The organism is Nocardioides renjunii, assembly GCF_034661175.1.
GTDB lineage: Bacteria > Actinomycetota > Actinomycetes > Propionibacteriales > Nocardioidaceae > Nocardioides > Nocardioides renjunii.
The window spans coordinates 2,646,424-2,672,239 of record NZ_CP141058.1 but is presented as its reverse complement, the minus strand read 5'-3'; the positions used below and the strand labels follow the sequence as shown (position 1 = coordinate 2,672,239).

The 25,816-nt window shown below is 72.2% G+C and carries 31 protein-coding genes; 22 read left to right on the top strand and 9 right to left on the bottom strand.

Translation table 11 applies throughout. The features are described from left to right. Positions 1-24 precede the first annotated feature (24 nt). The 8 genes from SHK17_RS12725 (at position 25) to SHK17_RS12690 (ending at position 8,748) form a co-directional block, all read left to right on the top strand. A complete protein-coding gene (locus SHK17_RS12725; protein WP_172274386.1) occupies positions 25-1,116 on the top strand; it encodes a YihY/virulence factor BrkB family protein in 1,092 nt (363 codons plus the stop codon). After that, positions 1,113-2,060 (top strand): SDR family NAD(P)-dependent oxidoreductase, encoded by a 948-nt coding sequence (locus SHK17_RS12720; RefSeq protein ID WP_322919446.1) that lies wholly within the window; start codon positions 1,113-1,115, stop codon positions 2,058-2,060. The genes SHK17_RS12725 and SHK17_RS12720 overlap by 4 nt, the downstream gene beginning before the upstream one ends. After that, positions 2,057-2,959 carry an alpha/beta fold hydrolase gene (locus tag SHK17_RS12715; RefSeq protein ID WP_322919445.1) on the top strand — a complete coding sequence of 301 codons (903 nt, stop codon included), beginning with the start codon at positions 2,057-2,059 and terminating at the stop codon, positions 2,957-2,959. The genes SHK17_RS12720 and SHK17_RS12715 overlap by 4 nt, the downstream gene beginning before the upstream one ends. Next, on the top strand, positions 2,842-3,405 hold the full coding sequence (locus SHK17_RS12710) for a DUF4142 domain-containing protein (RefSeq protein ID WP_322919444.1): 564 nt from the start codon (positions 2,842-2,844) through the stop codon (positions 3,403-3,405). Before SHK17_RS12715 ends, SHK17_RS12710 begins: the two co-directional genes overlap by 118 nt. Positions 3,406-3,502: 97 nt before the next feature. Next, positions 3,503-5,494: a threonine--tRNA ligase gene (gene thrS / locus SHK17_RS12705; protein WP_322919443.1), complete on the top strand. Its 1,992-nt coding sequence runs from the start codon at positions 3,503-3,505 to the stop codon at positions 5,492-5,494. A gap of 7 nt (positions 5,495-5,501) precedes the next feature. Beyond that, positions 5,502-6,653, top strand: coding sequence for a MalY/PatB family protein (locus SHK17_RS12700; protein WP_322919442.1), 1,152 nt, complete (start codon positions 5,502-5,504; stop codon positions 6,651-6,653). A 662-nt stretch (positions 6,654-7,315) separates the two neighbouring features. Next, positions 7,316-8,269 (top strand): HNH endonuclease signature motif containing protein, encoded by a 954-nt coding sequence (locus tag SHK17_RS12695; protein ID WP_322919441.1) that lies wholly within the window; start codon positions 7,316-7,318, stop codon positions 8,267-8,269. A 98-nt stretch (positions 8,270-8,367) separates the two neighbouring features. Beyond that, positions 8,368-8,748, top strand: a complete 381-nt coding sequence (locus SHK17_RS12690; RefSeq protein ID WP_322919440.1) for a hypothetical protein — start codon at positions 8,368-8,370, stop codon at positions 8,746-8,748. Between the two features lie 15 nt (positions 8,749-8,763). Here SHK17_RS12690 and SHK17_RS12685 read toward each other — a convergent pair whose 3' ends face one another. The 4 genes from SHK17_RS12685 to SHK17_RS12670 all read right to left on the bottom strand — a co-directional run bounded on the left by SHK17_RS12685 (position 8,764) and on the right by SHK17_RS12670 (position 11,061). Next, complete coding sequence (locus tag SHK17_RS12685; protein WP_322919439.1) at positions 8,764-9,300, bottom strand: hypothetical protein; 537 nt, start codon at positions 9,298-9,300, stop codon at positions 8,764-8,766. Positions 9,301-9,359: 59 nt separating this feature from the next. Continuing rightward, positions 9,360-10,001, bottom strand: a complete 642-nt coding sequence (locus SHK17_RS12680; protein WP_322919438.1) for a hypothetical protein — start codon at positions 9,999-10,001, stop codon at positions 9,360-9,362. A 67-nt stretch (positions 10,002-10,068) separates the two neighbouring features. Beyond that, complete coding sequence (locus tag SHK17_RS12675; RefSeq protein ID WP_322919437.1) at positions 10,069-10,680, bottom strand: cupin domain-containing protein; 612 nt, start codon at positions 10,678-10,680, stop codon at positions 10,069-10,071. Between the two features lie 30 nt (positions 10,681-10,710). Next, positions 10,711-11,061: a DoxX family protein gene (locus SHK17_RS12670; RefSeq protein WP_322919436.1), complete on the bottom strand. Its 351-nt coding sequence runs from the start codon at positions 11,059-11,061 to the stop codon at positions 10,711-10,713. Positions 11,062-11,135: 74 nt separating this feature from the next. Between SHK17_RS12670 and SHK17_RS12665 the strand changes: the two genes are divergently transcribed. Further along, entirely contained in the window at positions 11,136-11,777 is a 642-nt protein-coding gene (locus tag SHK17_RS12665; protein WP_322919435.1) for a TetR/AcrR family transcriptional regulator, read from the top strand. A 73-nt stretch (positions 11,778-11,850) separates the two neighbouring features. Here SHK17_RS12665 and SHK17_RS12660 read toward each other — a convergent pair whose 3' ends face one another. Continuing rightward, on the bottom strand, positions 11,851-12,327 hold the full coding sequence (locus SHK17_RS12660) for a GNAT family N-acetyltransferase (protein ID WP_322919434.1): 477 nt from the start codon (positions 12,325-12,327) through the stop codon (positions 11,851-11,853). A gap of 22 nt (positions 12,328-12,349) precedes the next feature. On the opposite strand from SHK17_RS12660, the gene SHK17_RS12655 reads away from it, so the two are divergent. Next, positions 12,350-12,880, top strand: coding sequence for an HIT family protein (locus SHK17_RS12655; RefSeq protein WP_322919433.1), 531 nt, complete (start codon positions 12,350-12,352; stop codon positions 12,878-12,880). On the opposite strand, the gene SHK17_RS12650 is transcribed toward SHK17_RS12655, so the two are convergent. From SHK17_RS12650 to SHK17_RS12640, 3 genes are read right to left on the bottom strand one after another with little or no spacing between them, the layout of a single operon-like run. Further along, entirely contained in the window at positions 12,865-13,380 is a 516-nt protein-coding gene (locus SHK17_RS12650) for a Rossmann-fold NAD(P)-binding domain-containing protein (RefSeq protein ID WP_322919432.1), read from the bottom strand. The genes SHK17_RS12655 and SHK17_RS12650 overlap by 16 nt on opposite strands. Then, complete coding sequence (locus SHK17_RS12645) at positions 13,326-14,006, bottom strand: Rossmann-fold NAD(P)-binding domain-containing protein (RefSeq protein WP_322919431.1); 681 nt, start codon at positions 14,004-14,006, stop codon at positions 13,326-13,328. The genes SHK17_RS12650 and SHK17_RS12645 overlap by 55 nt, the downstream gene beginning before the upstream one ends. Further along, the gene (locus tag SHK17_RS12640; RefSeq protein ID WP_172274439.1) at positions 14,003-14,140 is read right to left on the bottom strand and encodes a hypothetical protein; all 138 of its coding nucleotides are present in this window, start codon (positions 14,138-14,140) and stop codon (positions 14,003-14,005) included. Before SHK17_RS12640 ends, SHK17_RS12645 begins: the two co-directional genes overlap by 4 nt. Before the next feature lie 71 nt (positions 14,141-14,211). On the opposite strand from SHK17_RS12640, the gene SHK17_RS12635 reads away from it, so the two are divergent. The 4 genes from SHK17_RS12635 to pdxS all read left to right on the top strand — a co-directional run bounded on the left by SHK17_RS12635 (position 14,212) and on the right by pdxS (position 17,347). Beyond that, positions 14,212-14,988 carry an inositol monophosphatase family protein gene (locus SHK17_RS12635; RefSeq protein ID WP_322425389.1) on the top strand — a complete coding sequence of 259 codons (777 nt, stop codon included), beginning with the start codon at positions 14,212-14,214 and terminating at the stop codon, positions 14,986-14,988. A 16-nt stretch (positions 14,989-15,004) separates the two neighbouring features. Next, on the top strand, positions 15,005-15,694 hold the full coding sequence (locus SHK17_RS12630; protein ID WP_322919429.1) for a class I SAM-dependent methyltransferase: 690 nt from the start codon (positions 15,005-15,007) through the stop codon (positions 15,692-15,694). Positions 15,695-15,716: 22 nt separating this feature from the next. Then, positions 15,717-16,340 (top strand): phosphatidylinositol phosphate synthase, encoded by a 624-nt coding sequence (pgsA, locus tag SHK17_RS12625; RefSeq protein ID WP_322919428.1) that lies wholly within the window; start codon positions 15,717-15,719, stop codon positions 16,338-16,340. Between the two features lie 86 nt (positions 16,341-16,426). Further along, a complete protein-coding gene (pdxS, locus tag SHK17_RS12620; RefSeq protein ID WP_172274448.1) occupies positions 16,427-17,347 on the top strand; it encodes a pyridoxal 5'-phosphate synthase lyase subunit PdxS in 921 nt (306 codons plus the stop codon). A 16-nt stretch (positions 17,348-17,363) separates the two neighbouring features. Here the strand turns inward: pdxS and SHK17_RS12615 are convergent, their stop codons facing one another. Then, on the bottom strand, positions 17,364-18,500 hold the full coding sequence (locus tag SHK17_RS12615; RefSeq protein ID WP_322919427.1) for a serine hydrolase domain-containing protein: 1,137 nt from the start codon (positions 18,498-18,500) through the stop codon (positions 17,364-17,366). Between the two features lie 44 nt (positions 18,501-18,544). Between SHK17_RS12615 and pdxT the strand changes: the two genes are divergently transcribed. From pdxT to SHK17_RS12575, 8 genes are all read left to right on the top strand, one after another. Continuing rightward, positions 18,545-19,141, top strand: a complete 597-nt coding sequence (gene pdxT / locus SHK17_RS12610; protein ID WP_322919426.1) for a pyridoxal 5'-phosphate synthase glutaminase subunit PdxT — start codon at positions 18,545-18,547, stop codon at positions 19,139-19,141. 37 nt (positions 19,142-19,178) lie between these two features. Then, positions 19,179-19,964, top strand: a complete 786-nt coding sequence (locus SHK17_RS12605) for a YebC/PmpR family DNA-binding transcriptional regulator (RefSeq protein ID WP_172274454.1) — start codon at positions 19,179-19,181, stop codon at positions 19,962-19,964. Positions 19,965-20,075: 111 nt separating this feature from the next. Next, positions 20,076-20,621 carry a crossover junction endodeoxyribonuclease RuvC gene (gene ruvC, locus SHK17_RS12600; protein WP_322919424.1) on the top strand — a complete coding sequence of 182 codons (546 nt, stop codon included), beginning with the start codon at positions 20,076-20,078 and terminating at the stop codon, positions 20,619-20,621. Beyond that, entirely contained in the window at positions 20,618-21,217 is a 600-nt protein-coding gene (gene ruvA / locus SHK17_RS12595) for a Holliday junction branch migration protein RuvA (RefSeq protein WP_322425383.1), read from the top strand. The genes ruvC and ruvA overlap by 4 nt, the downstream gene beginning before the upstream one ends. 16 nt (positions 21,218-21,233) lie before the next feature. Further along, complete coding sequence (ruvB, locus tag SHK17_RS12590) at positions 21,234-22,340, top strand: Holliday junction branch migration DNA helicase RuvB (protein ID WP_172274463.1); 1,107 nt, start codon at positions 21,234-21,236, stop codon at positions 22,338-22,340. A 79-nt stretch (positions 22,341-22,419) separates the two neighbouring features. Next, a complete protein-coding gene (yajC, locus tag SHK17_RS12585; protein WP_172274466.1) occupies positions 22,420-22,719 on the top strand; it encodes a preprotein translocase subunit YajC in 300 nt (99 codons plus the stop codon). Further along, complete coding sequence (locus tag SHK17_RS12580) at positions 22,712-23,260, top strand: adenine phosphoribosyltransferase (RefSeq protein ID WP_322425382.1); 549 nt, start codon at positions 22,712-22,714, stop codon at positions 23,258-23,260. The genes yajC and SHK17_RS12580 overlap by 8 nt, the downstream gene beginning before the upstream one ends. Before the next feature lie 46 nt (positions 23,261-23,306). Then, the gene (locus SHK17_RS12575; protein WP_253943611.1) at positions 23,307-25,589 is read left to right on the top strand and encodes a RelA/SpoT family protein; all 2,283 of its coding nucleotides are present in this window, start codon (positions 23,307-23,309) and stop codon (positions 25,587-25,589) included. The last annotated feature ends 227 nt before the right edge of the window (positions 25,590-25,816 follow it).

The following is a 25,816-nucleotide window of genomic DNA, read 5'->3' as shown; positions in this document are numbered from 1 at the left end:
CGCCGCGGGTGGGTACGGGGGCGCATGGATCGTGCATCGACGAAGACCCACGAGAACACCGACAAGCCGGACTCCCCGGGCCAGCTCACCAAGCCGTCGTGGACCTACGTCCTCCGCAAGACGGTGCGGGAGTTCATGGACGACCAGTGCACCGACCTCGCCGCCGCGCTCACCTACTACGCCGTCCTGGCGCTCTTCCCGGCCGCCCTCGCGATGCTGTCGATCGTCGGGCTGGTCAGCGACGGGCGCAAGACCGTGGACGCGCTGCTGAAGGTCCTGGAGGACATCGGCGCGGGCAGCGCCGCCAGCACCCTCGAGCCCACCCTCGTCCAGCTGAGCCAGAGCTCGGCGGCCGGGCTGGCCCTGGTGCTCGGGATCGCGGCCGCCCTGTGGTCGGCGTCGGGCTACGTCGGCGCCTTTGGCCGGGGGATGAACCGCATCTACGAGATCGAGGAGGGACGCCCGATCTGGAAGCTGCGCCCGATGATGCTGCTCGTCACGGTGATCACCGTCGTCCTCACCGCCCTCGTGGCGCTCAGCCTCGTCCTGACCGGCCCGGCCGCGGAGGCGGTCGGCAACGCGATCGGGCTGGGCTCCACCGTGGTGACCGTGTGGAACATCGCCAAGTGGCCCGTGATGCTGCTCGTCGTCGTGTTCATCGTCGCGCTGCTCTACTACGCCACGCCCAACGTCAAGCAGCCCAAGTTCCGCTGGATCAGCGTGGGCGCCGCCGTCGCCATCGTCGTGTGGATCCTGGCCTCGGCCGCGTTCGGCTTCTACGTCGCCAACTTCAGCTCCTACGGCAAGACGTACGGCTCGCTGGCCGGCGTGATCGTCTTCCTGCTCTGGCTCTGGATCACCAACCTCGCCCTGCTCTTCGGCGCGGAGCTCGACGCCGAGCTCGAGCGCGGTCGCGAGCTCCAGGCCGGCCTGCCTGCGGAGGAGGAGATCCAGCTGCCGCCCCGCGACACGACCAAGATCGACAAGGCCGAGGCCAAGGAGCGCGAGGACGTCGCGCGTGGCCGCCGGCTCCGCGAGACCGCCGGCAACGACGCCGACCCGGACGACGCCTCCTCGTCCTCCGACGCGCACGCGTCGCGGAACGGCGACCGGTGACCCCGGGCCCCCGGGTCGTCCTGGTCACCGGAGCCTCGAGCGGCATCGGCGAGGCCGCCGCCCGACAGGCGGCCGAGCGGGGTGACCACGTGGTCCTCCTCGCGCGCGGACGCGAGGCGCTGGAGCGGGTGGCCGTGGACTGCCGGGCGCTCGGCGCGCCGTCCGCCCTCGTGACGCCCGCCGACGTCGGCGACGACGCGCAGGTCGCCGCCGCCGTCGCCGAGGCCATGGCCCGGCACGGACGGCTCGACGTCGTCGTCAGCTGCGCGGGCGTCGTGGCCTACGGCCGCATCCCCGACGTGCCCGTGGAGGTCTTCGACCGCGTCCTCACCACCAACGTCCTCGGCACCGTCAACGTCGCGCGCCACGTGCTGCCGGTGCTGCGCGACCAGGACGCCGGGAGCATGGTGATCGTCGGCTCGGTGGTCGGCCACCTCGCGGTGCCGGACATGGCGGCGTACGTCGTCAGCAAGTGGGGCGTGCACGGGCTCGTGCGCCAGCTCCGCGTCGAGAACCTCGACCGTCCGGGCGTGCACATCGGCTACGTCGCACCCGGCGGCGTCGACACGCCGATCTACCGCCAGGCGGCGACCTACGGCGACTCGGTCGGCCGGCCGCCGTTCCCCGTCACGACCCCGGAGCGGGTGGCCGCCCGGGCCCTCGCGGTCGCCGACGGACGCACGCGTCGCAGCCAGGTCGGGATCGCCAACGACGTGATCCGGTTCGGCTACAACGCGCTGCCGTGGGTCTACGACCGCCTCGTCGGCCCGTTGTTCACCCTCGCCGCGCAGGACCTCACGGCACCCGTCGAGCACGGGCCCGGCAACGTGCTCTCGTCGAGCCAGGAGCGCTACGGCCTCCGCGGCGGCCACGGCAACGCCCTGGTGGGCATCGGCGCCAACCTGGTCGAGCTGGGCCGGCGCCGCCTCGGTCGCGATCGGTGACGTCCCAGCCGCTGTCCCGGCGCGGGAGCGTGCACCGCGGGCGCACCGACCTGGCCGTCTTCGAGGGCGGCGACCCCGACGGTCCCACGCTGGTGATGGTCCACGGCTGGCCCGACACGCACCGGATGTGGCACGGCGTCGCCGACCTGCTCGCCGACACGCACCGGCTCGTCGCCTACGACACCCGCGGGCAGGGCGAGTCGGTCTCGACGCAGCCGGACGACGGCTTCACGCTCGACGTGCTGGGGTCCGACCTGCTGGCGGTCGTGGACTCCGTCAGCCCCGACCGGCCTGTGCACCTGCTCGCCCACGACTGGGGCTCGGTCCAGGCGTGGGAGGCGGTGTGCCGCCCCGGGGCGGAGCAACGCATCGCGTCCTTCACCTCGATGAGCGGCCCCCACCTCGGCCACGTGACGGAGTGGGTGCGCGGGACGCTGTCGCGGCCCAGCGCGCGCGGGGTGGGCGAGGTCCTGGGGCAGGCGTTGTCGTCGTCCTACGTGCCGTTCCTCGTCTCGCCGCTCGCGCCGCCGGTGCTCCGGGCGGTCGGCGGTCCTCGAGGGTGGCGGCGCCTGCTCGGGGCGGTGGAGGGCCGCCCGCCCGCACCCGAGGCGTACGCCGACTCGCTGGCCGACGACATGGTGAGCGGCCTGCGCTACTACCGGGCGAACCTGCTGCGCCGCCACGACCGCCGGTCGGGCCTGCGCACCAAGGTCCCGGTCCTCCAGCTCGCCCTGACGCGGGACCCGGCGATCAGGCCGGCGGCCCTCGCGGCGAGCGACCCGTGGACCGAGTCGCTGGAGCGGCGCGCCCTGCCGCTCGGGCACTGGGCGCCGGTGACCCACCCGGCCGTCGTCGCCGACCAGGTGGCGGGGTTCGTGCGCGAGCACCCGGTCGCCTGAGACCGGTCGGCGCGCAGGACGTCGCCTACCTCGACTTCGCCGCCCGGGCGAACCTCGCGGAGGTGGCCCTCGGCAAGCTGGCGAAGAAGCACGCGCACAGCCAGGAGATTCGCGACTTCGGGCGCGACATGGTCCGTGACCACCGCCGGCAGTACCGCGCCCTCGAGGGCGTCGCGTCGGCGGTCGGCGTGACGCTGCCGACGCGGCCCTCCCGCGAGCAGCGGCGCCTCGCCAGCGCGTGGGCGCGCTTCGACGGCAAGGCGTTCGACTGCGCCTACGTGCCGTTCCAGTGGGGCGACCACCAGCTCGTGATCGCCATGACCGAGAAGGAGGTCACGACCGGCCCCGACCCGGCGGTGACCCAGGCGGCCACCGCGTCGCTGCCCGTGCTGCAGGAGCACCACGAGCACGCGACCATGCTGCTGCGCGGCCTGCGGGGCTGCTGAGCCCGGGCGGGGAAACCGGGGCGAGGTGTCCCGGCACCGGCCGATAGCATCGCCGGGACATCCGTCCCCCCTCGCACCGCCTCCCGAAGGAGCCCCCGTGTCCGACATCAAGGTCGTCCGCATCCACGCCGGTCAGCGTGCGGAGACGGCGGTCACGACGGGCACCAAGGCATGGGAGCTCTTCCGCGACGAGTCCGACGTCGTCGCGGCCCGCATCGGCGGCGCGCTCAGGGACCTGGCCCACGAGCTCGCCGACGGCGACGAGGTGGAGTCCGTGGCGATCGACTCGCCCGACGGGCGCGACATCCTGCGGCACTCGACCGCCCACGTGATGGCGCAGGCGGTGCAGCAGCTCTTCCCCGAGGCGGAGCTCGGCATCGGGCCGCCGGTGGAGAACGGCTTCTACTACGACTTCGACGTCGAGACCCCGTTCGTGCCCGAGGACCTGGTGAAGATCGAGTCCGCGATGCGCAAGATCATCAAGGAGAACCAGCGCTTCGAGCGCCGGGTCACCACCGACGCCGACGCCCTCGACGAGCTCAAGGACGAGCCCTACAAGATCGAGCTCATCGGGCTCAAGGGCGGCGCGGGCACGGCTGACACCGAAGGCGCCGCCGTCGAGGTCGGCGCCGGCGAGCTGACCATCTACGACAACCTCGGCCGCAGCGGCGAGGTCAAGTGGTCCGACCTGTGCCGCGGCCCGCACCTGCCGACCACCAAGCGGATCCCCGCGTTCAAGCTGATGCGCAGCGCGGCGGCCTACTGGCGCGGCGACGAGAAGAACAAGCAGCTGCAGCGCATCTACGGCACCGCCTGGGAGACCAAGGAGGCGCTCGAGGAGCACCTCCACCGCATCGAGGAGGCCGAGCGCCGCGACCACCGCAAGCTCGGCCGCGAGCTCGACCTCTACTCCTTCCCGGACGAGATCGGCTCCGGCATGGCGGTGTTCCACCCCAGGGGTGGCGTCATCAAGCGGGAGATGGAGGACTACGTCCGCCGCCGGCACCTCGAGGAGGGCTTCGACTACGTCGGCACCCCGCACATCAGCAAGGACGGCCTGTTCCACACCTCGGGCCACCTGCCCTACTACGCCGACACCATGTTCCCGCCGATGGAGATGGAGCACGCCGAGTATCGCCTCAAGGCGATGAACTGCCCGATGCACAACCTCATCTACCGCTCCCGGCAGCGCTCCTACCGCGAGCTGCCGCTGCGGTTCTTCGAGTTCGGCTCGGTCTACCGCTACGAGAAGTCCGGCGTCGTGCACGGCCTGACCCGGGTCCGCGCGATGACCCAGGACGACTCGCACTCCTACGTCACCCCGGAGCAGGCGCCGGCCGAGGTCGAGCACCTGCTGACCTTCGTCACCGGGCTGTTGCGCGACTTCGGCCTCGACGACTACTACTTCGAGCTGTCCACCCGCGACGACTCCAAGCCCGACAAGTTCATCGGCTCCGACGACCAGTGGGCGACCGCGACCGAGGTGCTGGAGACCGCCGCCCGCAAGTTCGGCGTGGACCTCGTGCCGGACCCGGGTGGCGCCGCGTTCTACGGGCCCAAGATCTCGGTGCAGGCCAAGGACGCGATCGGGCGCACCTGGCAGATGTCGACCATCCAGTACGACTTCAACCAGCCGGCGGTCGACCGGTTCAACCTCGAGTACGTCGCCGCCGACGGCACCCGCCAGCAGCCGGTGATGATCCACTCCGCGAAGTTCGGCTCGATCGAGCGGTTCATCGGCGTGCTGGTCGAGCACTACGCCGGCGCGTTCCCGCCCTGGCTGGCGCCGGTGCAGGTCCAGGGCATCCCCGTCGCCGAGCGCCACCACGACTACCTCTTCGACATCGCGCGGCAGATGAAGGCGCAGGGGCTGCGGGTCGAGGTCGACGACTCCGACGACCGGATGCAGAAGAAGATCCGCAACGCGCAGCTCGCCAAAGTGCCGTTCATGCTGATCGCCGGCGACGACGACGTCGAGAAGAGTGCCGTGTCGTTCCGCTACCGCGACGGCCGACAGGACAACGGCGTACCCCTCGCCGAGGCGATCGAGCGGGTGGCGGCGGCCGTGGCGAGCCGCGAGCAGGTCTGAGCCGGTCATGGCGACGGACCGGCGCCCGATCGTCGACCTCACCGAGGCGGAGGCGCGGCACCGGCTGCCGCTGAAGTGGGGCGTGCCGGAGGGCGTGCTCGCGGCGTGGGTCGCGGAGATGGACTACGCCGTCGACCCGGTGGTGCTCGAGTCCGTCCAGCGGATGGTGGCCGACGGCATCACCGGCTACCCCGTCATGGAGGACCCGCAGCTCGCCGAGTCCTACGCCGCCTGGTCGGCACGGCACTTCGGCTGGGCGCCCGAGCCGGAGGCCGTGCAGCCCGTGGTCGACGTGACCGCCGGGGTGCGGCTGGCGATCGACGTGCTCAGCGGTCCGGGCGGCGTGGTGTTCCCGACCCCCGGCTACAACGCCCAGCACGGGCTGGCCGGCGTCACCGGTCGCGCCGAGCACCCGCTCGAGGTGCCGGCCTCGGCCGACCGCGCCGAGATCGACCTCGACGCCCTCGACCGGCTGCTGGCCGGGGGAGCGCAGACGCTGCTGCTCACCCAGCCGCACAACCCGTGGGGCCGGGCCTTCACCCGGGACGAGCTCGAGGGCGTCCGCGACGTCGTCGTACGCCACGGGGCGCGGGTGGTCAGCGACGAGATCCACGCACCGCTGGTGCTGCCGGGGGCCGAGCACGTCCCCTACCTCTCCGTCGAGGGCACCCACGACCACGCCGTCGCGGTGGTCGCGGCGTCGAAGGCCTTCAACACCGCCGGCCTGCGCTGCGCCCAGCTCGTCGTGCCCGACCCGGCCGCGCGGCAGCGGCTCGCCGACCAGCCGATCTCGCGCAACGACTCCTGGTCACCCCTTGGCGCCAGGGCGGCCCGCGCGGCGTACGACCACGGCGACGGCTGGCTCGTCTCGCTCATCGAGCGCCTCGACCAGCAGCGGACCCTCCTCGGCGAGCTGCTCGCCAGCCACCTGCCCGAGGTCCGGATGCGCCCGGTCGAGGCGACGTACCTCGCCTGGCTCGACGCCTCCGCCTACGGCCACGACGACGCCGCGGCCGTCGCGCTCGAGCGGGGGAGGGTGATGGTGAGCGACGGCGCCTCCTACGCCCCCGGCAGCACCGGACAGGTCCGCCTCAACTTCGCCACCTCGCCCGAGCGGCTGACCGAGATCGTGGAGCGGTTGGCGAAGGCCTGGGTGTAGGGACCTCGGTGGTCGCGCTCCTCCTCGGTGGTCGAGTGGCCGAGCGAGGGCATGGTCCTCCTCGGTGGTCGAGTAGCCGAGGAGCGAGGCGTATCGAGACCCCCTCTCCTGGTGGTCGAGTAGCCGAGGAACGAGGCGTATCGAGACCCCTCCATCGGCTTGCTCAAGCACTGTCCGCTGTCGGTGGTCGTCCGTAGAATCGAACACATGATCGAGACGCTGGCAGAGCCGAAGGCGCAGGTCGACGACCTCTCCGCCTCCGAGCTGCTGCATGCGCTCCGCGAGCGCAAGGCGGTCGAGGACCGGGCCGCGGCCGACCAGCTCGACCTCGCCGCCCGGTGGGCGGACCTGCACCCGCCGGAGTCGATCCACACCGCCGCGGTGTTCGGCGACGGTGGCCGTTACGGCTTGGAGCACGAGGAGCCGACCGCCGGTCAGGGTTGCCCGGTGGTGGCGGAGTTCTGCATCGCCGAGCTCGGCACCGTCCTCGGGATCTCGTCGACGTCGGCGAAGCGGCTGATCGGTCACGCGCTCGAGCTGCGTCACCGCCTCCCACGCCTGTGGGCGCAGGTCCACGCTGGTGCGGTGCCGGCGTGGCGGGCGCGGACGGTCGCGGAGGCGACGATCCACGCGACTCCATCCCTGACCATGGAGGCGGCGCGGTGGGTCGACACCAGGTCGCGGCCGTCGCCGGCCGGGTCGGTCCCGCGCAGCTCGACCGGCTGGTCGCGGAGACCATCAAGCGCCACCACCTCGACACCCACGACCCGACCAAGGACCCCGACGACGGCTACCTGTCGGTCGACCCGCGCCACGCGACCCTCCACCCCGACGACGTCCACTACGCCGGCACGATGCGGTTCGAGGCCGAGCTCGACATCGCCGACGCCCTCGACCTCGACCGAGCCCTCGCCCACGGCGCCGAGACGCTCGCGGCGTTGGGATCAGTCGCACCCTTGGATTCTCGTCGTTCTCAAGCGCTCGGCGACCTGGCGCGCACCCAGACCGCGCTCGACCTCCACACCCAAGGCTCGACCGCCGCCAGGAGCGAGGACGGCCTGCCCATCGCCCGGGAAGTCGTCCTGCACGCCCACTTCGACGCCGGCCTCGGCGGGCTCGACGGGCTGGAGACCGTGTTCGGTCCCACTGGGCGCATGGAGGAGAGGCATCGGCTGGTCCTCCTCGAGCAGGTGACGAACTGGTGCGGCGACTCGCGGACCAAGGTGACCGTCAAGCCGGTCATTGACCTGAACGCCGAGCTCACCGCACCCGGCTACGACATCCCCGACCGGATCCGCGAACAAGTCATCCTCCGCGACCACACCTGCGTCTTCCCGTGGTGCACCCGCCCCGCCCGAGCCTGCAACATCGACCACGTCATCGCCTACGACCACGACGCGCAAGTTGAAGGCCGTCCCCAGCCGGGGCCGACCGTGTCCTCGAACCTCGCCGCGGAGTGCCGATGGCACCACCGCCTCAAGACCCACACCGGCTGGCGATACGAGGTGACCGGACCGGGTGTCTACGAGTGGACCAGCCCCCACGGCCACCGCTACCGCCGCGACCGTGATGGCACCACCCGCATCGGGGACCCCGAGCCACCCGACCGACCATGACCCCGCCCCACACCCCGCCGACCTGACCACGGCGGGGCCACAGCCATGCCCGCGCGAGCAGCGGCGGGCCGGACGGCCGATCGGCGATGATGCGTGGCATGGACGACGTTCTGCGCGAAGCACTCGAGCCGGTGCTGCGCGACCTGGCTCGCGCGGGTCACGTCGCGCCCGTCTTCGACAGCACGGACTGGATGAGTGACGACGAGTACGCGGCGACGATGATGTGGTCGTCCGACGGCACCGGCTCGAGCGTGTCCGTCCGCCGATCGGCCCCACTCCCCGAACGCGTCGTGCAGGCGGCCGACAGGGTCCAGGAGTGGGCCATCGAGGGTGAGCTGTGGACGGCCGGGCGCACGAATTGGCCCCCGTGCCCACGACACCCTGCGAACCACCCGCTTGAAGCGACCCTGGTCCGAGGAAACGCGGTGTGGGTCTGCCCGACCGACGAGGTCGAGATCGCCGCGATCGGTGGCCAGTAGACGCCGACCGATCGGTCACGGCACGTGCGCGCCCTGACCACTGTGCAGGTGAGCCGAACCGCGCGGCACGACCGCTGGAGGTTCGTGCCGTACGTCCGGGGACTGCCGAGCCACGCGCATCGGCACGGCGCAGGCGAGGGCAAGCAGCACGTACAGGCTGGCGAACAGGGTGGCCGCCCACGCATCCTGCGGAGTGCGAGCCATGCTGAGCAGCACGGGCACCAACGCGAACCCGGCGATGCCCGTCAAGATCCTCACCCATGCCCGACCGCGCCCAGAGAGTGAGTGTCCGCCGAGCATCGCCAGCAGCACCATGATCATGGAGGCGCTGCCCTCGCCGGTCCTGAACAGGTGCCCGACCGCCCCAGGGATCGCCAGCGGACCGAGCGGCAGGAGGAGCGGCGCCGCCGTGAGCCACCGTGGTTGCCTGCCCGACCGCTGCAGGTCGAGGGCCCGCCCCAGCAAGCAGCCGACAACGGCTGCAGGCAAGAGGAGGCACAGGAAGGTGCCGGTCCAGGTGACGCTGGAGTCGTCGCCGGCGAGGTCGACCATCCAGCCACGGAGACTCGCGGCCCAGGCCAGGCCCAGCAGACCTCCGGTGGCGACCGTCCTCATCGTGTCGCCTCGCGACCGCGGCTCGACCGGCGAGGCCCGACCCGACCACGAGCGAGCTCCCAGCCCAAGCGGGCGAAGAGCACCATCCACCCGCTGATCACGAGCTGGCCGGCCGCGAAGCCGGCGAGGATGCCGGGCGTCAGGACCGCGAAGACGTAGACACCGATGGCCAGAGGCAGGAAGCGGAGCCACGGAGAGTCCAGCGGTGTCCGCGCTGCGGATGTCCCGGCCACCACCAGGCCCAGTCCGACACCGAAGGAGGCCAGGCCGTACCACGCTCCGAGGTCGGCGGAGCCGGCCATGGCGACCGACGCCACCTCGAGGCAGGCGAGGACCAGCATCGAGACGGCACTGCTGACCAGGCCCACCCGGGCGACCCGGGTGCGGCCGACCGCGGTCCGGAGCAGCGCCGCGAGGAGGGCGGCCAGCACGAGGTCGCGTGCAGTCAGGACGGCCTGGGACACGGCGAACCCGCCGGCGTCGAAGGGGTGGCTGTAGCTGCCCTCGTCGACTGCCGGCGGCCACGTGGCCAGCAGCGCGGCATGGACTGCCCCGACGAGGCCGGCGCCCGTGCCGAGTGCGCCCATGAGGCGGAGGGCCCCCGCAGAGCGCGTGCCGGTCGCTGGAGTCGTGGGCATGGAGGTGCTCGTGCCGTCTGTGGTCCGGGTCTGCCGTGGCTCGACCGTGCGCTGTGGTCCGTTCATGTCAGAGTCCGGGCACGAGAGCGGCGACCTCGGGTGGCAGCGCCTCGATCTCGTCGACGGTCTCGCCGGTGTCGCCCAGGTAGTGCGGATAGCAGCCGCGCAGGCCGGTGCGTCGCGCGAGAGGCGCGAGTGCGGCGAAGAGCGGCCTCTGGATCGCCCGCGGCGGTGAGGTGAACCGGATGACGTCGTCGAACTCGCGTGCCAACAGGGCCGACTGCAGCAGGGAGGGCCGCCCGGTGTCGTCCGTCCTGCCGTCGGAAGCAAGGCCGAAGAGGTTGCGGATCATGGCCTCGAACCGGGCCCCCGGGTCGACCTCCAGGATGACGTAGGCGGTCTCGGTGCCGGCGTTCCACCAGTCGTGGGGGGTGCCGGGCGGGATGACCACGCGGCGACCGGGCTCGACCGCCCGCTCCTCTCCGTCCAGTGTCATGCGCAGCTCGCCGCGGACCACGGTGAACGACTCGGTGCTGTGCGGGTGGGTGTGCTCGCCCACGACCGCGGCGCCGGGCGCTGCGTACAGGTCGGCGATCAGTCCCGGGTGCTCGTCGCTCGGGGTCCGACGTACGATCCCCCGTTCCTTGGTGACGGGGTTCTGGATGACGGGATAGGTCATGTCTTTTCCATTTCTGTGCGTCGTCGTGGGTCAGGAGCCGGCGAAGCCGGCGGCGGTGGCGAGGGCGGTGACAGCCAGGACCGCCGGGGGGACGAGGTGGCGCCCGGCGAGGCCGACCCGGAGGTGTGCGCCCACCGCTCCGGTCATGAGGCATGCCACGCCGGTGGCCGCCGCCGTGCCGAGCGGCGGTACGGCGATCCCGAGCGCGAGGCCGCACGCGGCGGCGGCCTCCGCGACCCCCACCAACGCCCAGATCGGCGGCGGGATCCGCAGCACGTCTCGCATGTGCTGCGAGGTCGGGGCTCGCGCGGCCTTGCGGCAGGCCGATGCGAGCATGGCGGCGGCCAGCAGGATGGCCGGGATGATGACCAGCAGGCTCATGGCGGGAACCTCATTCGTTACACTAGCAATGAATTGAATGCACCATAACTGCAATCAACTGGGAGGGTCAAGGGATGACGCGCAAGTACGACGCCCCTCGCCGCGCCGAGCAGGCCACGATCACTCGTGCAGCCATCGTCGAAGCGGCGGCCGAGCTGTTCGCCGCGCAGGGCTACGGGGCCACGACGGTCGGTGCCATCGCCACCCGAGCCTCGGTCTCGGCTCGGTCCGTCTACGCGCTCGGAGGCAAGGCCGCCCTGTTGTCCCTGGCCCTGGACCATGTCATCGCCGGTGACGACCGCGCGGCGCCCCTGGTCGAGGGCGAGGAGTTCGCCGACGTCGTGCAGGCAGACTCCACGACCGAGCGAGCCCGCCTGGTGGGCCGGTTCGGCGCTGCTCTGCTGCTGCGCCTCTACCCGCTCTACCGCGCGTTCGAGCAGGCTGCCGCGGTCGACGGCGAGGTCGCAGCACTGTGGCGCGACTACCAGGCCCGACGACGCTCGGACGTCCGACGCGTGGTCGAGGCCTTCGAGCAGACGTCGCAACTGCGTCCAGGACTGGACACCGACACCGCCACGGACACCGTCTGGGCGCTGATCGGGTGGCACCCGGTCGCCCTGCTCGTCGAGGAGCTGGGCTACGACCGCCCCCGGATCGAGCGCTGGCTGGAGGACACGATCACCGCGCTGCTCATCGGTTCGGGCGCCGACCGGTGAGCGACCTGTCCGGCACTACCGCTCGCCGCGCTCGATCACACCCCCCGTTCGGTCGGCGTCGCGGCGCTCCGCCTCAGACCTTCTTCACGTAGCGCCGGCACGGCGAGACGAACGTCTGTCCGGCCGCCGTCACCTCGTACGGCAGGTCGCCGGCGTCGTGCCAGCCGCACCGCTCGTAGAACCGTCGCGCCCGCGCGTTGCCGACGACGACGGCGAGCCAGGCCTCGCCGTGGCCGGCCCGCGCCACCTGCCGCTCGGCCTCGGCCAGCAGCTCCTCGGCCAGGCCGCTGCCGCGCGCAGCCCGGACGACGAAGACCTGCTCCACCTCGGCATCGACGACCATCACGAAGCCGAGCAGGCTACTGGCGTCGTCGAGCGCGACGGTCGTGTCGGCCACGCGCGGGGGCGTGCGCTCGTGGAAGGCGGCGAGGGTGCGCGCCGCCGTCAGTCCGTCAGGAACCCGGCCGGCGTGCCCGTCGTGCCAGCCCTCGTGCCACAGGTCGGCGACGGCCGCCATGTCGGCGGCCACGGCCGGTCGGATCGTGGTCATGGGCCCACCCTAGGATCGCGGCATGACTGGTGGCACGGACGAGGCGAGCGCCGACGGGCTGGAGCGGATCTGGACCCCGCACCGGATGGCCTACGTCCGCACCGCGGTCGACGACGACGGCTGCCCGTTCTGCGCGATCCCCGACCACCCCGACGAGACGTCCCTCGTGGTGGCGCGCGGGCGGTGGACGTACGTCGTGCTCAACCTGCACCCCTACAACCCCGGCCACCTCATGGTGCTGCCCTACCGCCACGTCGCGGACCTCACCGACCTCACCGAGGAGGAGGCCGGCGAGCTGATGACCATGACCCAGCAGGCGCTGCGGGCCATCCGGGCCGTCAGCCGGCCGCACTCGTTCAACGTCGGGCTCAACCTCGGCCGCTCGGCGGGCGGCTCGCTGTCGGAGCACCTGCACCAGCACGTCGTGCCGCGCTGGACGGGCGACGCCAACTTCATCACCGTCGTGGGCGGCACCAAGATGCTTCCCCAGCTCCTCGAGGACACGCGGAGGCTCGTCGCGGACGCGTGGGACGAGGCTCAGGCCACCCGGTAGGGATGCTCCGGCGCGCGGCCCTGGAACTCGAGGATCGCCGGGTTGCAGATGCGCCCGTCACGGATCTCGATGGCGCGGCTGACGGTCTCGTTGGCGTCCCACGCGTCGGGTCCGCCGAGCACCGTCGGCACGAACGGCAGCAACGCCTCGCTGTTCTCCCACGTGGCGGAGCTCCACAGGTAGGAGGGGCTGTGGTCGACCGCGTAGTAGTGGACCCGGTCGCCGACGGTGAACATCGGGTCGTCGAACGTCGTCGGGACCGCCCACGAGAAGCCCATGCCCTCGTCGCACGACACGTCGACGACCAGGCTGCCCCGGCGGAAGTGGGCCAGGTCCTCGAGGCGCAGGTAGGTCAACGGCGCGGTGGTGTCCTGCAGCGTGCAGTTGACGATGATGTCGTTCTCGGCGAGGTACGGCGCCAGCGGCACGCGGCCGGCGTCGGTGATCACCAGGCTCGCACCCGGGTCCTCCGGGTCGTGCTCGAACTGGCGGATCCGCACGAGTGGATCGGTGAGCCGACCGCGGCCACCCCGCGCGTGGTGAGGACGGCGACGTCCCCGACGCCGTGCGCCTTGAGCGCCGTCACCGCGCCCCGGGCCGTGGCGCCGAAGCCGATCACGACCGCGCTCAGCCGGCGCCCGTAGTCGCCGGTGATGCCGGCGAGCTCCATCGCGTGGAGGACCGAGCAGTAGCCGGCGAGCTCGTTGTTCTTGTGGAAGACGTGGAGGCCGACGTGGCCGTCGGAGGTCCAGTGGTTCATCGCCTCGAAGGCGACGAGGGTCAGCTCCCGGTCGATCGCCAGCTGCGTCATGGCCCGGTCCTGCACGCAGTGCGGCCACCCCCAGAGGACTTGGCCGGCGTGCATGGCGGCCAGGTCGGCGTGCTGCGGCTTGGGCAGCACCACGACGTCGCAGCCGTCGAGGATCTCCTCGCGGGAGGCGAACCCGGCCACATGCGGGGCCAGGTCCTCGTCGCTGATCCCGAAGCGGGCGGCGTAGCCGTGCTCGAGGGTCGTCCGCCGCGCCACCTCGGGATCGAGGCGCGAGAGGTGCTCGGGGTGCAGCGGCAGGCGGTGCTCGTTCTCCTTCGCCGACGTGCCGATGACCCCGAGGCTGAGGAGGCTCACTTCTTCTTGGGGAGGAACCCGTCGGCAGCCCCGTCCTGCTTGCCGGCCGCCTTCGCGTGCTTGTCGGCGCGCTTCTCCTTGATGGACTTGCCGGACTTCTTGGACATGCCTTGCCGTGGCGACTTGTCGCTCATCGGGGCTCCCTTGTCGAGAGCCTGGGTGGCTCCGTCCAGCCACAGTACGCCTGCCCACTAACGTGGCGGCCGTGACCGACCTGAGCCTCGCCGACGACGCCGCCCTCGCCGTGGACCTGGTCCGGCAGGCGGGCAGCCTGGCCGCCCGCACCCGCGTCGCCGGCCTCGACGTGTCCCGCAAGACCAGCGGCTCCGACATCGTCACGCAGGCCGACACGGCCGCCGAGCGGCTGATCGTCGAACGGCTCGCCGCCGAGCGCCCCGACGACGCCATCGTGGGGGAGGAGGGTGCCTCGCGCCCCGGCACGTCGGGCCGCACCTGGATCATCGACCCGGTCGACGGAACCTTCAACTTCTCGCGTGGGAGCGACTGGTGGTGCAGCGCGATCGCCCTGCACGGCGAGGACGACGTCCTGCTCGGCGCCGTCCACCACCCGGGGTCGCTACGCACGTGGGTCGGCGGCCCCGACCTGCCGAGCACCTGCGACGGGTCCCCGCTGGCGCCGCTCCCCGTCACGCCGCGCGAGGCCCGCTGCGCGACCACCTACCTGCACCCGCCCTTCTTCGGCAGCGAGGTGGGCGAGGCCTTCGCCCGCGCGCTCGGCGAGGTCGGCACGCTGCGGATGCTGGGGTCGGGGACCATGGACGCCATCGCGATCGCCTCGGGCCAGTGGGACGTCCTGTTCCAGCACAGCGTCGCCGACTGGGACCGGCTGCCCGGCGCGGCGATCATCCGGGGCGCGGGCGGGGACTCGGTCGTCGTACGCGCCGCGGGGGTGGACTGGACGATCAGCGGCGCGCCGGCCGCGGTCGCCGACGTCCGAGCCGCCCTCCTCGGGCCCGCCTGAGCACTAGGGTCGGCGCATGACTGACCGACCGAGCCGTCCGGAGGCGCCGCGCGACGTGACCCGCGCCTTCGAGGGCGTCGACTCGCCCTACTGGTCCGAGACCCGCTCGCACGTCGCGGACCTCGTCCCGCCGACGGCCGCGCGGGTGCTGGACGTGGGGTGCAACGACGGCACCTTCGGCGCGGGCCTGATGGCCCGCCGTGCCGGCCGCCAGGTCTGGGGGATCGAGCCGCACGACCTCGACGCCCGCACGGCCGCGGGACGGCTGACCGGCGTGGCGCACGGCTTCTACCCCGACGCGCTGGAGCAGGTGCCGGGCTCCTTCGACTGCGTCAGCTTCAACCACGTCCTCGAGCACATGGTCGACCCGTGGCAGGCGCTGCGGGCGACGCGGGAGCGCCTGGCCCCCGGCGGCGTGATCGTGGGCGAGCTGCCCAACGTGCGACACCTGCCCTTCCTCGTCGACCTCGCGGTCCGCGGTAGCTTCGACTACGTCGACTCTGGCCTGCTCGACCGCACCCACCTGCGCTTCTTCACGCGGTCCAGCGCCCAGGACCTGTTCGGGTCGACCGGCTACGTCGTGGACGAGTTCTTCCCGGTCGTCGCCATGGGCAACGCCCGCTACCCGCGCACCTCCCGCGTGGTCGCCCGGGTCATCGGCGACCTCTCCTACATGGCCTTCGCCTTCCGCGCGCGCCCTGCGTGACCGCGGACGGTAGCCTGCGGCCGTGCTCGACAGGTTCAAGCAGTTCTGGCAGGGCGTCGTCCTCGCCCCCTTCATCAACCTCTTCATCCGTCTGGGCATCAGCCCCGACGCGGTGACGCTCGTCGGCACGTTCGGGGTGAGCTTCGGGGCCCTCTTCTTCTTCCCCCGCGGCATGGTCTGGGAGGGCGTCCTCTTCATCACCGCCTTCGTCTTCAGCGACCTCGTCGACGGGGCGATGGCCCGCAAGACCGGCCGCAAGGACGACTTCGGCGCGTTCCTCGACTCCACGCTCGACCGGGTGGCCGACGGCGCCCTCTTCGGCGGCCTGGCCCTCTACTTCGCCTGGCAGGCCGAGAGCCGGCTCTACCTCTCGCTGTGCCTCGTCATCCTGGTCATGGGTGCGGTGACGTCGTACGCCCGCGCGAAGGCCGACCACCTCGGCTACGACGCCAAGGTCGGGATCGCCGAGCGTCCCGACCGCCTCGTCGGGATGCTCGTGCCGGCGTTCTTCGCCGACGTCCTCGACCTGTGGATCCTGCTCCACGTCGCCCTGTGGGCCCTCGCGGTCGCCGCCACGGTGACGGTCGGGCAGCGGATCTGGGTGGTCCGCCGGCAGGCGCTCGAGCGCGCCGCGTCCAGCGCCTGACGGCCCCCCGGACGGCCCCTCGGACGGCCCCCGGCCGCCCCGGTCCCGATACGTCCTTTCGGATGAGCCCGGACTACGATCCAGCCATGGCTGAGCAGACCCCCCAGACGTCGCCCGAGACCCCCATCGAGCACGGCACCAGCCGCGTCAAGCGCGGCATGGCCGAGATGCTCAAGGGCGGCGTGATCATGGACGTCGTGACCGCCGAGCAGGCGAGGATCGCCGAGGACGCCGGCGCCGTCGCGGTGATGGCGCTCGAGCGCGTGCCGGCCGACATCCGCGCCCAGGGCGGCGTGTCGCGGATGAGCGACCCCGACATGATCGACTCGATCATCGAGGCGGTCTCGATCCCGGTCATGGCCAAGGCCCGCATCGGCCACTTCGCCGAGGCCCAGGTGCTGCAGTCCCTCGGCGTCGACTACGTCGACGAGTCCGAGGTGCTGACCCCGGCCGACTACGCCAACCACATCGACAAGTGGCAGTTCACCGTGCCCTTCGTGTGCGGTGCCACCAACCTCGGCGAGGCACTCCGCCGCATCACCGAGGGCGCGGCGATGATCCGCTCCAAGGGCGAGGCCGGCACCGGCGACGTCTCCAACGCCGTCATGCACATGCGCACGATCGGCGGCGAGCTGCGCCGCCTGCACGGCATGGCCGAGGACGAGCTCTACGTCGCCGCCAAGGAGCTGCAGGCCCCCTACGAGCTGGTCAAGGAGGTCGCGGCCGCGGGCAAGCTCCCGGTCGTGCTCTTCACCGCCGGCGGCATCGCCACCCCCGCCGACGCCGCGATGATGATGCAGCTCGGCGCCGAGGGCGTCTTCGTCGGCTCGGGCATCTTCAAGTCCGGCAACCCGGCCGAGCGCGCCGAGGCCATCGTCAAGGCCACGACCTTCCACGACGACCCCGACGTGGTCGCCAAGGTCTCGCGCGGCCTGGGCGAGGCGATGGTCGGCATCAACGTCGACGAGATCCCGCAGCCGCACCGCCTGGCCGAGCGCGGCTGGTGACCGTGGGGCGCGTGCGCTACCTCCGCACCGCCTCCACGAGCACGCGCGCGGCGTCGACGAAGCCGTAGGCCTCCTCGCCGGGCTGGGCGGGAGCTCCGAGCCGCACGACGATCGTGCGGGACGTCGGGTCGACGAGCAGCACCTGTCCGCCGAGCCCGAGGGCGGCGTACACGCGCTGCGGGGCGGAGGGCGCGAGCTGCCCGGTGACCGGCCGCACCGGCTGGCCCTGCGCGTCGACGGCGTCGGTCGCACCGCGCAGCCGACCCGGTCGGTTCAGCCACCACAGGTAGCCGTAGGCGGCGTTGTGGACCGTGGACGGACGCCCGACGGCCTGCGCGACGAAGGACCTGTCGACGAGCCGCCGGCCGTCCACCTCGCCCTTCCCGAGGAAGAGCCGCCCGAGTCGGGCGACGTCGAGGCACGTGGTCTGGACGCCGTAGAACACCGCGGCGTTGCCGGCCGGGTCGGTGGTGAAGCGGGACCGGGTCATGCCGAGCGGCTCGAACAGGCGCGTGCGGGCGTACGTCGCCACCGGCGTGCCGGTCGCGCGCCGGAGGACCTGCTCGAGGACCTGGATGGCCGCGTTGTTGTAGGCCCACGCGGTGCCCGGGGCGTGCTGCTGCGGGAGGCCGACGGCGTAGCGCGTCCGGTCGCGCGCGCCCACGAGGTCGACGTAGTCGGACTCGAGCGACCAGAAGCGGCCGCTGTCGTTGGAGAGCAGGTGGCGCACCGTGACCGTCGCGGACGGCGTGCCGCGCCACTGCGGGACGTAGGTGGACACGGGGTCGTCGAGGCGCAGGTCGCCGTCGCGGACCGCGATGCCGACGAGGGTGCTGGTGACGGACTTGGTGATCGAGAAGACCTCGCGCGGCACCTCGCGGTCGAGCTGCCAGTTCCAGTCGCGCGCCAGCCTGCCGTCCCGCAGCACCGCGAAGCAGGTCGAGCCGAGTCGCCGCGCCCGTGCGGCTCCCCGCTCGAGGGCGCCACCCCGCAGGCCGAGAGCCGCGGGCGTGCCCACCGGCCAGCCCTCGACGGAGGCGGCCCGGTCACGTGCGGGCGCCGCCGGCGCCGGGACGGCCGACGCTGCCGTGGACGCGCTGCCCGCCGTCAGCAGGAGCGCCAGCAGGACGGCCGGGGGTCGGGGGAGCCTCATGCCGCCGAGCCTACGGGCGGGGCGCGGTCCTAGGATCGGCGTCCGTGAGTCCCACCATCGGCGTGCTGGCCCTGCAGGGCGACGTCCGCGAGCACCTCACGGCGCTGCGCTCGCTGGGTGCCGAGCCCGTGTCCGTACGCCGTCCCGCCGAGCTCGCCGCGTGCGACGGGCTCGTCATCCCGGGCGGGGAGTCCACCACGATGATCAAGCTGGCGACCCTCTTCGACCTCCTCGAGCCGCTGCGCGAGGCCGTACGCGGAGGCCTGCCCGCCTTCGGCACCTGCGCCGGGATGATCATGCTCGCCGACCGGATCGAGGACGGCGCGGCCGGCCAGGAGACCATCGGCGGCCTCCACATCACCGTGCGCCGCAACGCCTTCGGTCGCCAGGTCGACTCGTTCGAGGAGGACCTGCACGTGGACGGGCTGGCCGACCCGGTGCGGGCGGTCTTCATCCGCGCCCCGTGGGTCGATGCCGTCGACGACGACGTCGAGGTGCTGGCTCGGGTCGAGGACGGTCCCGCCGCGGGTAGGATCGTCGCGGTCCGTCAAGGCCCCCTGATGGCGACCTCGTTCCACCCGGAGGTCGGCAGCGACGACCGCGTCCACGGCATGTTCGTGGACCTGGTGCGCTCGGCCTGACGACGTACACCCGAACGACGAGAAGACAGAGGTTCCGATGTCAGGCCACTCCAAGTGGGCAACGACCAAGCACAAGAAGGCCGCGATCGACGCCAAGCGCGGCAAGCTGTTCGCCAAGCTGATCAAGAACATCGAGGTCGCGGCGAAGCAGGGCGGGGGCGACCCCGCCGGCAACCCGACGCTCTACGACGCGATCCAGAAGGCGAAGAAGAACTCGGTCCCCAACAAGAACATCGACTCCGCGCTCAAGCGCGGCTCGGGTGCCGAGTCGGGTGGTGTCGACTACAAGACGATCTCCTACGAGGTCTACGGCCCGCAGGGCGTCGCGATCCTGGTCGAGTGCCTCACCGACAACACCAACCGTGCCGCCATGGAGGTCCGCACCGCGGTGACCCGCAACGGCGGCACGATGGCCGACCCCGGGTCCGTCTCGCGCCTGTTCACCCGCAAGGGCATCGTGGTCGTGCCGAAGTCGCAGGACCACGACGGCTCGGTGCGTGAGGTCTCGGAGGACGACGTCCTCGAGGCCACCCTCGACGCGGGCGCCGAGGAGGTCAGCGACCTCGACGACGTCTTCCAGGTGCAGAGCGAGGCCACCGACGTCGTCGCCGTCCGCACCGCCCTCCAGGACGCCGGCATCGACTACGACTCCGCCGACGTCGAGTTCGTGCCCAGCATGGAGATCCCCGTCGACGCCGCCGGCGCCGGCAAGGTGATGCACCTGGTCGACGCGCTCGAGGACCTCGACGACGTCCAGGACGTCTTCACCAACGTCGACGTCCCCGCCGACGTCCTCGCGGAGCTCGAGGCCGCGGACGCCTGACCCGCAGGAGCTGCCGCCGCGCGTGTCGTGCGCCGTGGCGCCGACGCCGCGGGATAGCGTGGCCGCACGAACAGGTGTTCGGACGGATCCGGTCGGCGAGAGGTGTGAGGCGTGCGCGTGCTCGGCATCGACCCCGGCCTGACCCGGTGCGGTGTCGGCGTGGTCGACGGCAGTGTCGGCCGACCCCTGTCGATGGTCGACGTCGGGGTGATCCGCACCAGCTCAACGCTGCCGATCGCGGAGCGCCTCGTGACCATCGAGCGCGGCCTCGACGCCTGGATCGAGGAACACCGGCCCGACGCCGTCGCCGTCGAGCGGGTCTTCGCCCGGTCCGACTCCAGCACCATCATGGGCACCGCCCAGGCCAGCGGCATCGCCCTCGTGGTGGCCGCGCGCCGGGGGCTGCCGATCGCCATGCACACCCCGAGCGAGGTCAAGGCCGCCGTCTCCGGCAACGGCCGGGCCGACAAGGCGCAGGTGGGCGCCATGGTGGTGCGCATCCTGCGGCTCACCGAGCTGCCCAAGCCGGCCGACGCCGCCGACGCCCTCGCCCTGGCCATCACCCACGTGTGGCGCGGCGCGGCGAGCAACCGGCTCGAGGCTGCCGCCGCCCAGGCGCGCGCGATCCAGAGGAGGACCACGGTGAGGACCCGATGATCGCCTTCGTCCGCGGCGAGGTCGCCGCCGTCACGCTCAACAGCGCCGTCCTCGAGGTCGGCGGAGTCGGCCTCGAGCTGATGTGCACCCCGGGCACGCTCGCCACGCTGCGGGTGGGTCGCTCCGCGACGCTGCCCACGAGCATGGTCGTGCGCGAGGACAGCCTGACGATCTTCGGGTTCCTCGACGACGACGAGAAGCAGATCTTCGAGATCGTGCAGACCGCCTCGGGCGTCGGCCCCAAGGTCGCCCAGGCGATCGTCGCGGTGATGAGCCCCGACGACGTCCGCCGCGCGATCTCCACCGAGGACGTCAAGGCCCTCACCCGCGTGCCGGGCATCGGCCAGAAGGGCGCCCAGCGCATCATCCTCGAGCTCAAGGACCGCATCGGCCCGCCCGTCGGCGTGCACCACCCCGCGGCCGTGGCTGCCGCGGTCCCCGCGTGGCGCGACCAGGTCCAGCAGGGGCTCATCGGCCTGGGCTGGTCGGCCAAGGAGTCGGAGAAGGCCGTCGATGCCGTCGCGCCCGAGGCCGGCGACGCGCCCGACGTCGGCGCCCTGCTGCGCGCCGCGCTCCGCACCCTGAGCAAGGCCTGAGCGAGGACACGAGCACATGGACTGGGACGACACCGACCTCGACTCCGACCTCGACTCCGACCTCGACCTGACGGCCGCGGAGCTGTCGCACCTCCAGCGCCTCACCGACGCCGACGCCGACGGTGACGAGCGCGTGGTGGAGGCGGCGCTGCGGCCCAAGAGCCTCGACGAGGTGGTCGGACAGGTGCGCGTGCGCGACCAGCTCGGGCTGGTCCTCGAGGCCGCCCGCCGTCGCGGCCGCGCCCCCGACCACGTCCTCCTCTCCGGCCCGCCGGGGCTCGGCAAGACCACGCTGGCGATGATCATCGCCAGCGAGATGAGCACGCCGCTGCGCCTCACGAGCGGTCCGGCGATCACCCACGCCGGCGACCTCGCCGCGATCCTCTCGGGGCTCAACGAGGGCGACGTCCTCTTCGTCGACGAGATCCACCGGATGTCGCGGCCGGCGGAGGAGATGCTCTACATGGCCATGGAGGACTTCCGGGTCGACGTCGTGATCGGCAAGGGACCCGGCGCGACCGCCATCCCGCTCGACATCCCGCCGTTCACGCTGGTCGGGGCCACCACCCGCGCCGGCCTCCTGCCCGGCCCGCTGCGCGACCGGTTCGGCTTCACCGCCCACCTCGAGTTCTACGAGCCCGACGAGCTCGACCAGATCGTGCACCGCTCCGCGGGACTGCTCGGCGTGCACCTGACCGCCGAGGGGTCGAGCGAGATCGCGTCGCGCTCGCGCGGCACCCCGCGCATCGCCAACCGGCTGCTGCGCCGGGTCCGCGACTACGCCCAGGTGCGCGCCGACGGCGTGCTCACGCTGCCGGTGGCGCAGGCGGCCCTCGACCTGTTCGAGGTCGACGAGTCGGGGCTCGACCGCCTCGACCGCGCCGTGCTCGACGTGCTGTGCCGCCGCTTCGGCGGGGGACCGGTCGGGGTCTCCACCCTGGCCGTCGCCGTCGGCGAGGAGCGGGAGACCGTGGAGGAGGTCGCCGAGCCGTTCCTGGTGCGCATGGGCATGCTCGCCCGCACCCCTCGCGGCCGGGTCGCGACCCCCGCTGCCTGGCACCACCTGGGGCTCACCCCGCCCGCGGTGCCGACGGTCGACTCCACGCTCTTCGACGAGGTGTGAGGCCGGCGGGCGTCCGCGTAGACTCCACGCGCTCCGCCACCCGATCCCTCACCCGATCCCTCCGAGGAGAGCCCCGACCGTGAACGATCTCGCCGCCCTGCTGCCCCTGGTCGCCATCCTGGCCCTGTTCTGGTTCATGGTGGTCCGCCCCCAGCAGCGCCGCCAGCGAGAGGTCACCGCGCTCCAGAACAGCATCGAGGTCGGCCAGCGCGTGATGATGTCGTCGGGCGTCTACGGCACCGTCGTCTCGCTCGTGGACGACCGCGCCCGCCTCGAGATCGCGCCCGGCACGACCATCGAGATCGCCCGCGCCGCCATCGCGCGCGTCGACTCACCGGTCGTCGGGGAGCCGGGCGCTGCGGAGCCCGGCGATGCCTGACCGGCGTACGGCCCAGGAGGCGCTCGCGCGCCTCACCGTCGACGTGGCCGACTGGCCCACGCCGGGCGTCGTCTTCAAGGACATCACCCCCGTCCTGGCCGACCACCACGCCTTCTCGGCGATCATCACGGCGCTGGCCGCCGCCGGCCGCGACGACCACGGCACCGTCGTCGTGGACAAGGTCGTCGGCATGGAGGCGCGCGGCTTCATCCTCGCCGCCCCCGTGGCCCTCGCCCTCGGCGTCGGGTTCGTCCCGGTCCGCAAGGCGGGCAAGCTGCCGCGCGCGGCGCACGCGGTGACCTACTCCCTCGAGTACGGCGAGGCGACCCTCGAGCTCCACGAGGACGGCATCGCGCCGGGTGAGCGGGTCCTGCTGGTCGACGACGTGCTCGCCACCGGCGGCACCGTCGACGCGACCCGACAGCTGGTCGAGGCCTGCGGCGGCACCGCGACGGGCGTCTCGGTGCTGATGGAGCTGTCGTTCCTCGACCCGCGCTCGGTCACCGGCGACCTGCCGGTCGCCACCCTGCTGACGATCTGAGGACGTCGGGGCACGGGACCGCCCAGAGCGTCACTAGACTGGGCCAATGGCAGAGGAGACGGTGCCCACGCAGGAGCCGAAGGCGCCCCTGACCGCGCGCGGCATGCGTGCGCGCCTCGCCCGCGTCGGCACCCGGCCCCCCGCCTCCAACCCGGTGCTCGAGCCCCTGTTCCGGGCCGTCCGCGCCAACCACCCCAAGGCCGACCTGGCGCTGCTGGAGCGGGCCTACGCCGTCGCCGACAAGTGGCACACCGGCCAGATGCGCAAGAGCGGCGACCCCTACATCACCCACCCGCTCGCGGTGACGACGATCCTGGCCGACATCGGCATGACCGAGCCGACGCTGGTCGCCGCGCTGCTGCACGACACGGTCGAGGACACGCCCTACACCCTCGACGAGCTCCGCTCCGACTTCGGCGACGAGGTCGCGGTCCTGGTCGACGGGGTCACCAAGCTCGACAAGGTGCAGTACGGCGACTCGGCGCAGGCCGAGACCATCCGCAAGATGATCGTCGCGATGGCCCGCGACATCCGGGTGCTGGTCATCAAGCTCGCCGACCGCCTCCACAACATGCGCACCCTGCGCTACGTCCCGGCCGCGTCGCAGGAGCGCTCCTCGCGCGAGACGCTCGACATCTACGCTCCGCTGGCCCACCGCCTCGGCATGAACACGCTCAAGTGGGAGCTCGAGGACCTCGCCTTCGCCACCCTGCACCCCAAGATCTACGACGAGATCGTCCGGATGGTCGCCGAGCGAGCGCCCTCGCGCGACCAGTTCCTGGCCGAGGTGGTCGCCGAGATCGAGCAGGACCTCAAGGCCGGGCGCATCAACGCCAAGGTCACCGGCCGGCCCAAGCACTACTACTCGATCTACCAGAAGATGATCGTCGGCGGTCGCGACTTCTCCGACATCTACGACCTCGTCGGCATCCGCATCCTCGTCGACGAGGACCGCGACTGCTACAGCGCGCTCGGCGTGATCCACTCGCGCTGGAACCCGGTGCTGGGGCGGTTCAAGGACTACGTCGCGATGCCGAAGTTCAACATGTACCAGTCGCTCCACACGACGGTCATCGGCCCGCAGGGCAAGCCGGTCGAGGTGCAGATCCGCACGTTCGCCCAGCACCGCCGGGCCGAGTACGGCGTCGCGGCGCACTGGAAGTACAAGGAGAACTCGAAGGCCGGCGTCGACACCGACCGCCTCGGCGACAAGGACGACCTCACCTGGCTGCGCCAGCTGCTCGACTGGCAGAGCGAGGTCGAGGACCCGGGCGAGTTCCTGGAGTCGCTGCGCTTCGAGATGAACCAGGCGCAGGTCTACGTCTTCACCCCGCGTGGCGACGTGATCCCGCTGCCGTCGGGCGCGACGCCCGTCGACTTCGCCTACGCCGTCCACACCGAGGTCGGCCACCACACGATCGGCTCCCGGGTCAACGGCCGGCTCGTGCCGCTGGAGTCCAAGCTCGACAACGGCGACGTGGTGGAGGTCTTCACCTCCAAGTCGCCGACGTCGGGTCCCTCACGCGACTGGCTCAACTTCGTGCAGTCCCCGCGCGCCCGCTCCAAGATCCGCCAGTGGTTCACCAAGGAGCGCCGCGAGGAGGCCATCGAGCGCGGCAAGGACCAGATCGCCAAGCTGATGCGCAAGGAGGGCATGCCCCTCACCCGGCTGATGAGCCACGACGTGCTCGGCCTGGTCGCCGAGCACTTCCACCACGCCGACGTCTCCGCGCTCTACGCCGCGGTCGGCGAGGGCAACCTCAGCGCGCAGGCCGTCGTACGCCGCGTCATCGACCTGCACGGCGGCGACGAGGGGGCCGCCGAGGACCTCTCCGAGGGCGTCACGATCACCGGCCGGTCGCGGGCCAAGCGCGCCCCGACCGACTCCGGCGTCATCGTCCCCGGCGTCGACGACCTCTGGGTCAAGCTCGCCAAGTGCTGCACACCGGTGCCGCCCGACCCGATCCTCGGCTTCGTCACCAAGGGCGGGGGAGTGTCGGTGCACCGCAAGGACTGCACCAACGCCTCCAGCCTGCTCGGCCAGCCCGAGCGGGTGCTCGAGGTCGAGTGGGCGCCGACGTCGCAGTCGACCTTCCTGGTCAACATCCAGGTCGAGGCCCTCGACCGCGCCCGCCTGCTCTCCGACATCACGATGGCGCTCTCCGACGCCCACGTGAACATCCTCAGCGCCACGCTCTCCACCACCCGTGACCGCGTGGCCAAGAGCCGGTTCTCCTTCGAGATGGCCGACGCCGCCCACCTCGACGGCGTGCTCCGCGCCGTCCGGGCCGTGCCGGGGGTCTTCGACGCCTACCGCGTCACCAGCTGATTGGCGCTCGCTCCGCTCGGCGGTTCCGGGTGGAGGACGGTGCTGTCTGGCTCGCTGCGCTCGCGTGCTCGGCGCCCTTGAGGGCGCTGTCTTCCCTCCTCGGCTTGCTCGCTGCGCTCGCGTCGCTCGTCAGTGCAGACAGCGCCGGGCGCCGAGCCTCCAGATCATCTGACCTCGGGGCTCGCCACGCTCGCTGCGTACCTCGATCCGCCCACCTCAACCCACGG

What these genes read in the sequence shown, in the direction of transcription:
- SHK17_RS12725 (WP_172274386.1), top strand. Translation starts at nt 25, where the DNA reads ATGGATCGTGCATCGACGAAGACCCACGAGAACACCGACAAGCCGGAC.
- SHK17_RS12685 (WP_322919439.1), bottom strand. Translation starts at nt 9,300, where the DNA reads ATGGTCGACCTCGCCGGCGACGACTCCAGCGTCACCTGGACCGGCACC.
- SHK17_RS12655 (WP_322919433.1), top strand. Translation starts at nt 12,350, where the DNA reads ATGACTGGTGGCACGGACGAGGCGAGCGCCGACGGGCTGGAGCGGATC.
- SHK17_RS12690 (WP_322919440.1), top strand. Translation starts at nt 8,368, where the DNA reads ATGGACGACGTTCTGCGCGAAGCACTCGAGCCGGTGCTGCGCGACCTG.
- SHK17_RS12640 (WP_172274439.1), bottom strand. Translation starts at nt 14,140, where the DNA reads ATGAGCGACAAGTCGCCACGGCAAGGCATGTCCAAGAAGTCCGGCAAG.
- SHK17_RS12605 (WP_172274454.1), top strand. Translation starts at nt 19,179, where the DNA reads ATGTCAGGCCACTCCAAGTGGGCAACGACCAAGCACAAGAAGGCCGCG.
- SHK17_RS12680 (WP_322919438.1), bottom strand. Translation starts at nt 10,001, where the DNA reads ATGCCCACGACTCCAGCGACCGGCACGCGCTCTGCGGGGGCCCTCCGC.
- pdxS (WP_172274448.1), top strand. Translation starts at nt 16,427, where the DNA reads ATGGCTGAGCAGACCCCCCAGACGTCGCCCGAGACCCCCATCGAGCAC.
- SHK17_RS12630 (WP_322919429.1), top strand. Translation starts at nt 15,005, where the DNA reads ATGACTGACCGACCGAGCCGTCCGGAGGCGCCGCGCGACGTGACCCGC.
- SHK17_RS12615 (WP_322919427.1), bottom strand. Translation starts at nt 18,500, where the DNA reads ATGAGGCTCCCCCGACCCCCGGCCGTCCTGCTGGCGCTCCTGCTGACG.
- ruvA (WP_322425383.1), top strand. Translation starts at nt 20,618, where the DNA reads ATGATCGCCTTCGTCCGCGGCGAGGTCGCCGCCGTCACGCTCAACAGC.
- SHK17_RS12670 (WP_322919436.1), bottom strand. Translation starts at nt 11,061, where the DNA reads ATGAGCCTGCTGGTCATCATCCCGGCCATCCTGCTGGCCGCCGCCATG.
- SHK17_RS12580 (WP_322425382.1), top strand. Translation starts at nt 22,712, where the DNA reads ATGCCTGACCGGCGTACGGCCCAGGAGGCGCTCGCGCGCCTCACCGTC.
- SHK17_RS12660 (WP_322919434.1), bottom strand. Translation starts at nt 12,327, where the DNA reads ATGACCACGATCCGACCGGCCGTGGCCGCCGACATGGCGGCCGTCGCC.
- ruvB (WP_172274463.1), top strand. Translation starts at nt 21,234, where the DNA reads ATGGACTGGGACGACACCGACCTCGACTCCGACCTCGACTCCGACCTC.
- SHK17_RS12700 (WP_322919442.1), top strand. Translation starts at nt 5,502, where the DNA reads ATGGCGACGGACCGGCGCCCGATCGTCGACCTCACCGAGGCGGAGGCG.
- SHK17_RS12575 (WP_253943611.1), top strand. Translation starts at nt 23,307, where the DNA reads ATGGCAGAGGAGACGGTGCCCACGCAGGAGCCGAAGGCGCCCCTGACC.
- SHK17_RS12675 (WP_322919437.1), bottom strand. Translation starts at nt 10,680, where the DNA reads ATGACCTATCCCGTCATCCAGAACCCCGTCACCAAGGAACGGGGGATC.
- SHK17_RS12665 (WP_322919435.1), top strand. Translation starts at nt 11,136, where the DNA reads ATGACGCGCAAGTACGACGCCCCTCGCCGCGCCGAGCAGGCCACGATC.